We start from the raw sequence: 11,589 nt of genomic DNA on the forward strand, positions 1-11,589 counted from the left end.
TTACGCTCCTGTCGCCATCGTGATCACACTCCGCCGGCTGTTGTCACCCCCAAAAGGAGATCCGCCCTTGCGCCACGACCTGCTCCGCCCGCTCGTCGCGGCCGCCGCCGCGCTGCTCCTCTCCGCCATGCCCGCCTTCGCCGGCGCCACGCTCGATGGCGTCCGCCGCAACGGCTATGTCCGCTGCGGCGTCTCCACCGGCGTCGCGCATATGTCGATGCCCGACAGCGCCGGCCGCTGGCAGGGCTTCGATGTCGAGATGTGCCGCGCCGTCGCCACCGCCGTCTTCGGCGATCCGGAGAAGGTCCGCTTCGTGCCCACCACCGCGCAGAGCCGCTTCACCGCGCTGCAGTCCGGCGAGGTGGACATGCTGACGCGCACCACGGCGCTCTCCATCTCGCGCGACAGCACGATGGGCCTGACGCAGACCGTGGCCCATTTCTTCACGGGACAGGGCATCCTCGTGCATCGCCGCACCGGCGCGACGAAGGCCACCGACCTCAACGGCGGCACCATCTGCGGCACCACGGGCAGCATCATCGAGCGCAACCTCGAGGACTTCGCGCGGGCCAACAACATCCGCTTCCGGACGATCTCCTTCGACACGCCGCCCGCCGTGCTGGAGGCCTTTTTGGCCGACCGCTGCGACGCCATCAGCAACGACATGATCAACCTCTCGGCCAACCGCCTGGCCGCGCCGGACCCCAGCTCGCTCGTCCTGCTGCCGGACCTGATCCAGAAGGAGATGCACGGCATCCTCGTGCGCAACGGCGACCCGGAATGGGCCACGCTGACGCGCTGGACCGTCTTCGCGCTGATCCAGGCCGAGGAGTTCGGCATCACCCGCGCCAATGCCGAGGAGATCCGCCGCACCACGACGGACCCGTCGATCCGCCGCTTCCTCGGCCTCGTCGAGAATGTCGGCACGGGCTTCGGCATCTCGGCCAGCTTCGCCTATGACGTCGTCCGCGCCATCGGCAACTATGGCGAACTCTACGAGCGCACAGCCGGCTCCGGCGGGCTCGGCATGGAGCGCGGGCCGAACCGCATCTGGACGCAGGGCGGGCTGCTCATCTCCTGGCTCTGGCAATAACCGAGGAACACAGCATGTCGCCGCTCGACACCGTCACCGCCCCGCGCAACACCGATCTCGACACGGCGCTCGCCGATGCGCGCGAGAGCTACGTCGCCGCCCGCCCGAAGAGCGCCGCCGCCTATGAGCGCGCGAAGCAGGTCATGCCCGGCGGCAACACGCGCTCGACGCTGTACTACTCGCCCTTCCCGACGGCGATGGAGAGCGGCCAGGGCTGCTACCTCAGGGACATCGACGGGCACGACTATCTCGACCTCTGCGGCGAGTACACGGCCGGCATCTTCGGCCATTCCGAGGCGCGCATCGTCAAGGCGATCGAGGGCGCGATCGGCCGCGGGCTGAACCTGGCCGCAGCCGGCGAGCGGGAGTCCGTCTTCGCCGGGATCATCTGCGCGCGCTTCCCCTCGATCGAGCTGGTGCGCTTCACCAACAGCGGCACGGAGGCGAATCTCTTCGCCTTCTCCGCCGCGCGGGCCTTCACGGGGAAGACGCGGCTGCTCGCGATGAACGGCGGCTACCACGGCGGCATGATGACCTTCGTGGGCGGCGGCAGCGCGGTGAACGCGCCCTTCCCCGTGACGCTCGCGCCCTACAACGACGTCGAGGCCACGCGCGCCCTGATCCGCGAGCACAAGGACGAGCTGGCGGCCATCCTCCTCGAGCCCATGATGGGCAGCGGCGGCTGCATCCCCGCGTCGCGCGAATTCCTGGCCATGCTGCGCGAGGAAGCGACGGCGCATGGCATCGTGCTCACCTTCGATGAGGTGATGACCAGCCGCCACAGCGCGGGCGGCCTGCAGAAGCTGCACGGCATCACGCCGGACCTGACCACGCTCGGGAAGTACATCGCGGGCGGCATGTCCTTCGGCGCCTTCGGCGGGCGCGCTGATATCATGGGCATGTACGACCCGGCGAACCCGAAGGCGCTGCCGCATGGCGGCACCTTCAACAACAACGTGCTCTCCATGTCGGCGGGCGTCGTCGCCATGGGCGAGATCTTCACCGAGGAGACCTCTGAGGCGCTGCGCGCGCGCGGCGATGCGCTGCGGGATTCGCTCAACGCCGTCTGCGCGAAGCACAAGGTGCCGATGCAGTTCACCGGGATCGGCAGCATGATCCAGCCGCATTTCCGCAGCGAGCCGGTGCTGCGCCCCTACGCCTCCAGCGCGACGGAGGACGGGCTGCGCGAGCTCTTCTTCCTCGACCTGATGGCAGCCGGCATCTACATCGCCCGGCGCGGCATGGTGGCGATGAGCCTGCCGGTCGGCGATGCCGAATGCGCGCGCTACGTGGCGGCGGTGGACGCCTTCTGCGCGGCGCGGAAGCCGCTGCTCGGCGAGGCCTGAGCCTTATAAGGACGCCGGCCCCTGGCGGGCCGGGCGATCAACTGACATGCTGCCCGCAATGCCGCCCCCGGGAAGGGGCGGCCATGAGGGAAATGTCCGCCATGTCGAAGCCGCTTCTTCCCGTTCCACGCCGCGCGCTCCTCGCCGGCTCCGCCGCCGCCCTCGCCGCGCCGGCCCTTGCCCAGGCGCCGTGGCCGAACCGCCCGGTCCGCATGGTCGTCCCCTGGCCCGCCGGCGGCGCGGCCGACCTCACGGGCCGCATCTACGCCAACGCCCTCTCGCAGAAGACCGGCCAGCCCTTCGTGGTGGAGAACCGCGGCGGCGCCACGGGCGTGATCGGCGAGCAGGCCGTGATCCAGGCGCCGGCGGACGGCTACACGATCATGAACGAGTCCACGCCGATCTCGATCACGCCCGCGCTCATGCGGGACCTGCCCTTCTCGCCGGTGCGCGAGTTCCTGCCGGTGTTCCAGACCATGAGCGTGCCGCAGCTCATGCTCGTCCATCCCAGCGTCCCCGCCCGCTCCGTGGCGGAGGCGATCGCGCTGATCCGCGCCGCCAACGGCAACTTCCCCATCGGCTCCTCCGGCAACGGCTCGATGCAGCACCTGGTGATGGAGCTCTTCGTGCGCGGCGCCGGGCTCCGGGCCACGCACATCCCCTATCGCGGCGGCGGGCCTGCCCTGGCCGACCTGCTGGCCGGATCGATCCCGATGTATTTCGGCAACGTCAACAGCGCGGTCCCGCATGTGCGCAGCGGCGGCCTACGGGCGCTGGCCCATACCGCCGGCGCGCCGCGGATCAACGCCTTTCCGGAGCTGCCGCCGATCTCGGATACGATCCCGGGCTTCGAGACGGCGGAGTGGAACGGCATCTTCGTCCGGGTCGGGACGCCGCCCGAGATCGTGGCGCGGCTCAGCGCGCTGCTGAACGAGATCGTCGTCGATCCCGCCATCCAGGAGACGCTGCGCAACGGCGACCTGACGGCCGGCCCCAACACGCCGGAGCAGTTCGCCGCCTTCTTCCGCGCGCAGACCGAGAAATGGGCGAAGTTCATCCCCGAGGCGAACATCCGGCTGGAGTAGCAGAGATGAGCGTGAAGCTGACCGCGGGCGGCCACGTCGCCATCGACGAGGCCTGGCTGGCGAAGAACCATGAGTCGATCCTCGAGCCCGAGCTGCCGATCATCGACCCGCACCACCACATCTGGGACCGCCACGGCGAGACCTACCTGCTGCCGGACCTGCTGGCCGACACCAGCACCGGCCACGACATCCGCGCCACGGTCTTCATCCAATGCGCCTCGATGTACGACGAGGCGGCCGAGGCGGCCCGGCGCTCGCTCGGCGAGACGCGCTTCATGACCGATGTCGCCAAGGCCGCGGAGAGTGAAAAGACCCGCGCCTGCGCCGGCATCGTGGGCCTGGTGGACCTGATGCTCGGCGACCGCGTGAAGCCGCTGCTGGAGGAGCATGTCGCCGTCTCCGGCGCCCGCTTCAAGGGCGTGCGCAACCGCACCGCCTGGGATCCCTCGCCCCGCGTGCGCAGCAACCTCGAGGTCCCGCCGCCGGGGCCGCTGACCACGGACGCTTTCAAGGAGGGCGCGAAGCGGCTCGGCGAGCTGGGGCTGACGCTCGATGTCTGGGCCTATTTCACGCAGCTTCCCCTGGTGCTGGAGGTGGCGCGTGCCGCGCCGGGCACGACCATCATCGTCAACCATTGCGGCGGCCAGCTCGGCGTCGGGCCCTATGAGGGAAAGGCGGCCGAGGTCTTTGCCGACTGGCGCAAGGCGATGACTGCGCTGGCGGCGCTGCCGAACGTGCTGGTGAAGCTCGGCGGGCTGGCGATGGAGGTCAGCGGCAAGCAATGGCACACGCGCGACCTCCCGCCGACCTCGGAAGAGCTGGCGGAGGACTGGCGCCCGCAGATCGAGACCCTCGTCGGGCTCTTCGGCGTCGACCGCTGCATGTACGAGAGCAACTTCCCGGTGGACAAGGGCATGTGCGGCTATGCCGCGCTGTGGAACGCCTTCAAGCGGCTCTCCGCCGGCGCCAGTGCCGACGAGAAGACCGCCCTGTTCTCCGGCACGGCCGCGCGGGTGTACCGGCTCAGCGTCTGAAGCGCCGGGACACGCGCGGGATCACCAGGACCTGCGCCTGCGGAATGCGCCGGCGGACATGTTCCGCCAGCCGTTCCGCCGCCGCCTCCACCTCGCCGAGGCTGCGGTCGGGCGCGAAGCCCACCTCGATCTCGATCCAGGCGTCGCGCCCTTCGGTGCGGGTGCGGACGGCCCGCAGTTCGTCGTAGTCCTCGAACTGGCTCGCCAGGGCATTGTTGATGAGGGCCTGCCGCGACTCGTTCAGCGCCCGGTCGAGCAGGTGCGGCAGCGCGTCGCTGATGATCTTCACGCCGAAGCACACCATGGTCACCATCACCAGGAGCGAGCCCAGCGTATCCGCCCAGGCGCCCGTCGGGGTGTCGTGGAAGACCGCGTTCACGCCGATGGCCACGGCCACGCCGATCGAGGCCAGCGTCTTCATGAGACGGGAGGCGGCCTGGCCGCTCACGATGACCGAGGTGCCGTCGCGGGCGACCCGCCACAGGCGCCAGAGCACGTAGCCGTTGATGACGAGGTTCGCCCCCGACGCGGCCAGCCCGAAGAGCAGCCCCGCCGCGCTCTGCTCCGGATGCGCCCCGCTGCGCAGGTAGGTGGCGACGGCCAGCCAGAGCGCAGCCAGGATCATGGCCGAGCCGACCAGCAGGTTCAGGAACTGCTCCAGCTTGCGCGTGCCGTAGTCATAGCCGCCGATCCGGCCGCGATGGATCTTCCGCAGCAGGACGAGCAGGAAGATGTCCAGGACCGTCAGCAGCGCGCCGCGCAGCCAGTCGCCGAGCAGGGTGAGCGAGTTCGCCCAGATCGCGGCGACGAGCTTGGTAAGGTTGATCGAGACGTCGAGCACCGAGCCGACCAGCATGGCGCGTTCGCGCGCCCGTGCCGTCTGCCGCTCGTCGACGGCCTTGTCGCTGATTCCCGCGTCCATATGCCTGCGACCCTGAGCCCGATCGCCTTGTTCCGCAAATCCATTCAAGCCATTCGGGAAAAATTCGACAACGGCCGATCGGTGGAGCCCGTCAGGCTTTCCGTCGTGCGATGTCGACCAGCCGCGGGATCACGATCACGCGCGCCTGCGGGATGCGCAGCATCACCTGCCGCGCCAGATGCTCCGCCGCCGCGCTGACCTCGGCGAAGCTGTGCGCGCCATCGAAGCCGAGCTCGATCTCGATCCAGGCGTCGCGGCCCTCCGTCCGCGTGCGGACGGCGTGGAACGCCTCGAACATCTCGAAATCATCGGCCAGCGCGCGGTTGATGGCGCTCTGCCGCGGCTCGCTCAGCGTGTGGTCGAGCAGATGCGGCAGCGCGTCGCCGATGATCTTGCCGCCGAAGAGGATCATGGTGACGACCACGACGAAGGTGCCGATCATGTCGGCCATCGCGCCCCCGGCCGTGCCGACGAGGACGACGTTCACCGCGACGATCGCCGCCACGAGGCCCGAGACCAGCGTCTTCATCAGCCGCGAGGCCACCTGGCCGCTGATGATGACGGATTCGCCCCCGCGCGCGACGCGCCACAGCCGCCAGAGCACGTAGCCGTTGATGCCGAAATTCAGCAACCCGACCAGCCAGGCGAAGACGAGGCCCGTCGCGTCCTGATCCGGCTCGGCGCTGCGCATCAGCGAGGCGGCGGCCAGCGACAGCGCCGCCAGGATCAGCGCCGCGCCGACCAGGACATTGGCGAACTGCTCGATCTTCCGGGTGCCGTAGTCGTAGCCGCCGAGCTGGCCGCGGTCGATCTGGCGCATCAGGACCAGCAGGCAGATCTCCAGCAGGAGCAGCAGGCCGCCACGGATCGCATCGCCGAGCAGGGTGAGCGAATTGCCCCAGGTCGCGGCACCGAGCATGAGGAACAGCAGCGAGCTGTCGAGCAGCGTGCCGACGAGCATGGCGCGCTGGCGCGCGCCGGCGGCCTCGGCCGCCGCGCTCACGGCAGCCCGTTGCGAATGTGGCGCCGGAAGGCCGGCCGCTCGGAGAGGCGCTCGTAATAAGCGCCGAGCGCCTTCATCTCGGGCCGCTCCGGCAGCTTCGACATGGAGAACCAGCGATGCACCACGAAGCCCGCGGGGATATCGGCCAGGGTGAACTCGTGCCCGATCAGGAAAGGGCCACCGGCCGCCAGCGCCGCATCGAGCTGGCCCATGCGCTTCGCGTATTCCGCGCGCCCCACCTCGAGGAACTGCGGCTGGCACCAGGGCTCCAGACCCAGCTCGCCGCCGAGATAGGCGCCCCGCATGGCGACGGTCATGTCGTAGGCCACCCAGTCCATCCAGGCCTCGACATGGGCGCGTTGGACGAGGGCGCGAGGGTAGAGCGACCAGGCATGCTCGCGCGAGGCCAGGTAGCGCAGGATGACATGGGATTCGCGCAGCGCCGCCTCGCCATCGACCAGCACCGGCACGGTGCCGAAGGGGTTGAGCGCCAGGAATTCCGGGACGTTCGTGGCCCGGAAATCGCGGCCCCAATCCTCCTGCTCGAAGGCGAGGCCGAGCTCGTCCAGCAGCCAGAGCACCTTGCGGACGTTGTAAGCGTTTCGGCGCCCCAGAAGCCTGAGCATGCGATCCCTTCCCGGCAGTGGCCGCAGCCTCGGCTGGGGCCGGCGGCCTGTAAACCCTGCCCAGGGTCCGGCCGCGGACTCGGTTCGCGAGCCGATCCGGCCTAGGCTCGCACCATGCGGAGCGTGATCTTCCTCTCGACGCCCACCAGCGCCACCGGGTCGCAGTTCCGGGCGCTCTCGGCCATCGCGCGCCCGTCCTACCGGCCCCTCGCCTGGGTGCCCAATTTCTATGCCGCCGGGCAGATGGACCGGGTGTCGCAGGAATCGCCCCCGCCGCAGGACCATATGCTGCTGCACAATGCGCCCGAGCGCTTCAACCCCGCCACCCGCCTGCGCGACTACAGGTTCATCCTCAACTCGCGCGATCCGCGGGACCTGCTCTGCAACCAGTTCCAGTGGCAGTTCAACCACCCGATTCCGGACGAGACGCCGGAGGCCGAGGCTGCGCGCCGCCGGCGCGTGGCCGAGGTGGGCATCGACGACTGGGTGCTGGCGCAGGACTACACCCCGCTGCTGAAGGGCTTCCTCAGGGTGGCCCGGCGGATCGCGCCGCCCGACCGCATCTTCGTGGGCTATGCGATGTACTGCCTGCATTTCGACGAGGTGACGCAGCGCTCCGCGGCGTTTCTCGGCACGTCGATCGCGGCGCTCCCGGCAGCCCAGCGGGAGGCGCTGGCACGGGAGAACGTCGCGAACATCCGCCAGAACCCCGCCTGGATCGGCCAGAGCTGGTCCGGCGCCGACCTCGCCCCGGGGCGCCACCGCCGGGAGCTCCAGCCGCAGACCATCGGCCTGCTGACGGAGCGCTACGCCTGGTTCCTGGACTTCCTGCGCCGGATGGACGATCCGCGCATGGCCTCGACCTACGACTGAGCGGCCGTGCGGATCAGGCGGCGGCCGACCGCCGCAGCCGCCTCGCCAGCGGCACCGCCACGCGCTCCACCAGCGGGATGATCGCCGCGCCCACCGCAAGGCCGATCACCCCCGAGGCGGCGGCCGTGGCGATCCACTCGACAGCGCCGCCGAAGCCCGAGACGGCGTCGTGGATGGCGTGCGGGAGGGCGCCGAAGCCATAGGCCTCGAAGCCGTGCAGCAGGATGCCGCCGCCGACCCAGAGCATCGCCGCCGTGCCCACCACGCCCAGCAGCTTCAGGAAGGGCGGCATGCCGGTCACCAGCCCGCGGCCGATCGCCCGGAACGGTGCGCCCCCGCCCAGCCGCCCGCTCGCCAGCGCCAGGCCGGCGTCGTCCGCCTTCACGATCAGCGCGACCACGCCGTAGACGCCCACGGTGATGCCGATGCCGACAGCGGCCAGGATCAGCGCCTGGGTCCAGAAGGCGCTGTCGGGGATCGTCGCCAGGGCGATGGCCATGATCTCGGCCGAGAGGATGAAGTCGGTCTTGATGGCGCCGCTGACCTTGGCGTCCTCCAGCGCGAGCGCGTCCTTCGCCGCCTCGCCGAGGGCGGCCTCGTGCTCGTGGGCGGCATGCGGCCAGATCGCCTCGTAGACCTTCTCGGCGCCCTCGTAGCAGAGGAAGGCACCGCCGATCATGAGCAGCGGCGTGATGGCCCACGGCGCCAGGGCGCTCAGCGCCAGCGCCGCCGGCAGCAGGAAGAGCAGCTTGTTCTTCAGCGAGCCGATGGCGATCTTGCGCACGATCGGCAGCTCGCGATTGGCCGCGAAGCCGGTGACGTAGCGCGGCGTCACGGCCGCATCGTCGATCACCACCCCCGCGGCCTTGGCGCCCGCCTTGGCCGCCTGGCCGGCGACGTCATCGAGCGTGGCGGCGGCGACCTTGGCGATAGCCGCCACGTCGTCCAGCAAAGCGATCAGGCCGGTGGCCAAGGCTTACCCTCCGTCGAAAACATGTCCGGATGGTAAGCCTATGGCACGGCTTCCGTTGCAGGCGTCAGGCAGATTCGTGACGGTCTGCGAGCGGGGCCGGTGGGCCCTGAAAACGACCCGGTTCAGGCCGTCACGCGATTCTCCACCAGCTCCGTCACCACGGCAGGATCCGCCAGGGTGGAGGTGTCGCCCAGGCTGTCGGTCTCGTTGGCGGCGATCTTGCGCAGGATGCGGCGCATGATCTTGCCCGAGCGGGTCTTGGGCAGGCCGGGCGCCCATTGGATGACATCCGGCGTCGCGATGGGGCCGATCTCCTTGCGGACCCAGGCGACCAGCTCCTTCTTCAGCGCGTCGGTCGGCTCCACGCCGGCATTCAGCGTGACATAGCAGTAGATGCCCTGGCCCTTGAGGTCGTGCGGCATGCCGACCACGGCGGCCTCGGCCACCTTGGGATGGGCGACCAGCGCGCTCTCCACCTCGGCCGTGCCCATGCGGTGGCCGGCGACGTTGATCACGTCGTCCACGCGGCCGGTGATCCACCAGTAGCCGTCCGCGTCGCGGCGGGCGCCGTCGCCGGTGAAGTATTTTCCCGGAAAGGTGGAGAAGTAGGTCTGCCCGAAGCGGGCGTGGTCGCCGTAGATGCTGCGCATCTGGCCGGGCCAGGAATCCGTGATGACGAGGTTGCCCTCCGTCGCCCCCTCCAGGAGCTTTCCGTCCCCGTCCACCAGCGCGGGGAAGACGCCCGGCAGCGGCAGCGTCGCGGAACCCGGCTTCTGGGCCACGGCGCCGGGCAGCGGCGAGATCAGGATGCCGCCCGTCTCGGTCTGCCACCAGGTGTCCACGATCGGGCAGCGCTCGTCGCCGATGACGCGGTAGTACCAGAGCCAGGCCTCGGGGTTGATCGGCTCGCCGACGCTGCCCAGCACGCGCAGCGTCTTGCGCGAGGCCTTCTTCACGGGCCCCTCGCCCTCGCGCATCAGGGCGCGGATGGCGGTGGGCGCGGTGTAGAAGATGTTGACCTGGTGCTTGTCCACCACCTGCCACATGCGGCCGAAATCGGGGTAGTTGGGCACGCCCTCGAACATCAGCGTGGTCGCCCCGTTCGCGAGGGGGCCGTAGACGATGTAGGTGTGGCCGGTCACCCAGCCCACATCCGCCGTGCACCAGTAGATCTCGCCGGGGCGGTAGTCGAAGACCAGCTCGTGCGTGAAGCTGGCCCAGACCATGTAGCCGCCCGTGGTGTGCAGCACGCCCTTGGGCTTTCCGGTGGAGCCCGAGGTGTAGAGGATGAAGAGCGGGTCCTCGGCGTTCATCCGCTCCGGCTCGCAGGTGGCGGGCTGCGCGGCGGCCGCCTCGTGCCACCAGAGGTCGCGGCCTTCCTGCATCGGGACGGGCGAGCCCGTGTTGCGGACGACCAGGACGTGCTGGATCGAGGGGCAGGTCTGCAGCGCCTCGTCGGCATTGGCCTTCAGAGGAACCTTGCGCCCGCCGCGGCGGCCCTCATCGGCCGTCAGCAGGACCGAGCATTCGGAATCCTGGATGCGCGAGGCCAGGCTGTCGGGCGAGAATCCGCCGAAAACAATGGAATGGATGGCGCCGATGCGCGCGCAGGCCAGCATGGCCACCGCCGCCTCGACGATCATGGGCAGGTAGATGCAGACGCGATCGCCCTTCTTCACGCCCAGCGCGCGCAAGGCATTGGCGATGCGGCAGACCTGGGCGTGCAGCTCGGCATAGCTCGTCCTGCTGTCGGCAGACGGATCGTCCCCCTCCCAGATGATGGCGACCTGGTCGCCGCGCCCTGCCGCGATGTGCCGGTCGAGGCAGGAGACGCTGGCGTTCAGCTCGCCATCCTCGAACCACTTGATCGAGACGTCGCCGGTGAAATCCGTGTTCTTGATCTTCGTCGGGGCCTTCATCCAGGCGATCCGCGACATTTCCTTGCGCCAGAACCCGTCGGGGTCGCGCCCGGCCTCCTCGACCATGGCGGCGCGGCGCTCGGCGTTCACGCGCGCCGTGGCGGCGATCTCGGGCTTGATGGCGATGAGCGTGTCATCGGTCATGGGCGGTCCCTCCCTCGAGGCGATCTTTTTCGGCAGGGACAAGGCCATGCCGGATCGGATGCCGTCAATCATGGGGCGCAGCGGACCTAAAAAAACCCCTCCGGAAGGTTCCGGAGGGGGCCAAGGTGCCGGCCGCCAGTCAGGGCCGGTTGGGTTGGGAGAGATAGTCTAACGCATGAACGGGCAATTAGTTTGCCCGGGGTGCGCTCGGGGCCGGCGTGGTCGAGGCCGTTCCGGCGGGCGCGGCGGGGCGGACGGGGGCCTGGGCCTGGCCGTTCGCGGGGCGGGGCGCCGTCACCTGGCCGGTCGGATGGGCCGGGGTGGCGGGGGTCGCGGCCTGGCGGGACGGGGCCTGGACCGAACCGGTGACCGTGCGGGGCGCGGTCGTCGCGCTGCCGGGGACGGAGGGGGTGACGACCTGGGCGCGGGCGGCCGGGGCCTGGGTGCTGGACGCGGCGCTGCCGGGGACGGGATCGGCCGCGAAGGCGGGGGCGCCGAAGCCGATCAGCACGGCGGTGGCGAGAAGAGCAGGGCGAAAATTCTTCGTCATGTCTGTGTTCCTCCTTGGGGA

Annotated in this window: 11 protein-coding genes; 5 read left to right on the forward strand and 6 right to left on the reverse strand. The window is 70.0% G+C overall.

All coding sequences use genetic code 11. From position 1 onward, the window contains the following. Window positions 1-67: 67 nt before the first annotated feature. The 4 genes from AC1ROY_RS03035 (at window position 68) to AC1ROY_RS03050 (ending at window position 4,558) form a co-directional block, all read left to right on the forward strand. The gene (locus AC1ROY_RS03035; RefSeq protein WP_493146994.1) at window positions 68-1,093 is read left to right on the forward strand and encodes an amino acid ABC transporter substrate-binding protein; all 1,026 of its coding nucleotides are present in this window, start codon (window positions 68-70) and stop codon (window positions 1,091-1,093) included. 14 nt (window positions 1,094-1,107) lie between these two features. Continuing rightward, on the forward strand, window positions 1,108-2,439 hold the full coding sequence (locus AC1ROY_RS03040) for an aspartate aminotransferase family protein (RefSeq protein ID WP_493146995.1): 1,332 nt from the start codon (window positions 1,108-1,110) through the stop codon (window positions 2,437-2,439). Window positions 2,440-2,540: 101 nt separating this feature from the next. Continuing rightward, window positions 2,541-3,524, forward strand: coding sequence for a Bug family tripartite tricarboxylate transporter substrate binding protein (locus tag AC1ROY_RS03045; protein WP_493146997.1), 984 nt, complete (start codon window positions 2,541-2,543; stop codon window positions 3,522-3,524). Between the two features lie 5 nt (window positions 3,525-3,529). Further along, the gene (locus tag AC1ROY_RS03050) at window positions 3,530-4,558 is read left to right on the forward strand and encodes an amidohydrolase family protein (protein WP_493146998.1); all 1,029 of its coding nucleotides are present in this window, start codon (window positions 3,530-3,532) and stop codon (window positions 4,556-4,558) included. On the opposite strand, the gene AC1ROY_RS03055 is transcribed toward AC1ROY_RS03050, so the two are convergent. The 3 genes from AC1ROY_RS03055 to AC1ROY_RS03065 all read right to left on the reverse strand — a co-directional run bounded on the left by AC1ROY_RS03055 (window position 4,548) and on the right by AC1ROY_RS03065 (window position 7,109). Continuing rightward, window positions 4,548-5,480 carry a cation diffusion facilitator family transporter gene (locus AC1ROY_RS03055; protein ID WP_493147000.1) on the reverse strand — a complete coding sequence of 311 codons (933 nt, stop codon included), beginning with the start codon at window positions 5,478-5,480 and terminating at the stop codon, window positions 4,548-4,550. The two genes, AC1ROY_RS03050 and AC1ROY_RS03055, sit on opposite strands and share 11 nt — an antisense overlap. 91 nt (window positions 5,481-5,571) lie before the next feature. Next, entirely contained in the window at window positions 5,572-6,483 is a 912-nt protein-coding gene (locus AC1ROY_RS03060) for a cation efflux transmembrane domain-containing protein (protein ID WP_493147001.1), read from the reverse strand. Beyond that, on the reverse strand, window positions 6,480-7,109 hold the full coding sequence (locus AC1ROY_RS03065; protein WP_493147002.1) for a glutathione S-transferase family protein: 630 nt from the start codon (window positions 7,107-7,109) through the stop codon (window positions 6,480-6,482). The genes AC1ROY_RS03060 and AC1ROY_RS03065 overlap by 4 nt, the downstream gene beginning before the upstream one ends. Window positions 7,110-7,223: 114 nt before the next feature. Here AC1ROY_RS03065 and AC1ROY_RS03070 point away from each other — a divergent pair, with 114 nt between their 5' ends. After that, window positions 7,224-7,982 carry a hypothetical protein gene (locus AC1ROY_RS03070; protein WP_493147003.1) on the forward strand — a complete coding sequence of 253 codons (759 nt, stop codon included), beginning with the start codon at window positions 7,224-7,226 and terminating at the stop codon, window positions 7,980-7,982. Window positions 7,983-7,995: 13 nt separating this feature from the next. Here the strand turns inward: AC1ROY_RS03070 and AC1ROY_RS03075 are convergent, their stop codons facing one another. The 3 genes from AC1ROY_RS03075 to AC1ROY_RS03085 form a co-directional block, all read right to left on the reverse strand. Next, the gene (locus tag AC1ROY_RS03075) at window positions 7,996-8,955 is read right to left on the reverse strand and encodes a DUF808 domain-containing protein (protein WP_493147005.1); all 960 of its coding nucleotides are present in this window, start codon (window positions 8,953-8,955) and stop codon (window positions 7,996-7,998) included. A 122-nt stretch (window positions 8,956-9,077) separates the two neighbouring features. Continuing rightward, a complete protein-coding gene (acs, locus tag AC1ROY_RS03080; RefSeq protein ID WP_493147007.1) occupies window positions 9,078-11,018 on the reverse strand; it encodes an acetate--CoA ligase in 1,941 nt (646 codons plus the stop codon). 187 nt (window positions 11,019-11,205) lie between these two features. Next, entirely contained in the window at window positions 11,206-11,568 is a 363-nt protein-coding gene (locus AC1ROY_RS03085) for a hypothetical protein (RefSeq protein ID WP_493147009.1), read from the reverse strand. Window positions 11,569-11,589: the final 21 nt, after the last annotated feature.

The sequence above is a fragment of the Roseococcus sp. GW821-FHT12F05 genome, assembly GCF_058806835.1.

Coding starts and splice junctions, on each gene's coding strand:
- AC1ROY_RS03040 (WP_493146995.1), top strand. CDS start 1,108: ATGTCGCCGCTCGACACCGTCACCGCCCCGCGCAACACCGATCTCGAC.
- AC1ROY_RS03085 (WP_493147009.1), bottom strand. CDS start 11,568: ATGACGAAGAATTTTCGCCCTGCTCTTCTCGCCACCGCCGTGCTGATC.
- AC1ROY_RS03055 (WP_493147000.1), bottom strand. CDS start 5,480: ATGGACGCGGGAATCAGCGACAAGGCCGTCGACGAGCGGCAGACGGCA.
- AC1ROY_RS03065 (WP_493147002.1), bottom strand. CDS start 7,109: ATGCTCAGGCTTCTGGGGCGCCGAAACGCTTACAACGTCCGCAAGGTG.
- AC1ROY_RS03045 (WP_493146997.1), top strand. CDS start 2,541: ATGTCGAAGCCGCTTCTTCCCGTTCCACGCCGCGCGCTCCTCGCCGGC.
- acs (WP_493147007.1), bottom strand. CDS start 11,018: ATGACCGATGACACGCTCATCGCCATCAAGCCCGAGATCGCCGCCACG.
- AC1ROY_RS03050 (WP_493146998.1), top strand. CDS start 3,530: ATGAGCGTGAAGCTGACCGCGGGCGGCCACGTCGCCATCGACGAGGCC.
- AC1ROY_RS03070 (WP_493147003.1), top strand. CDS start 7,224: ATGCGGAGCGTGATCTTCCTCTCGACGCCCACCAGCGCCACCGGGTCG.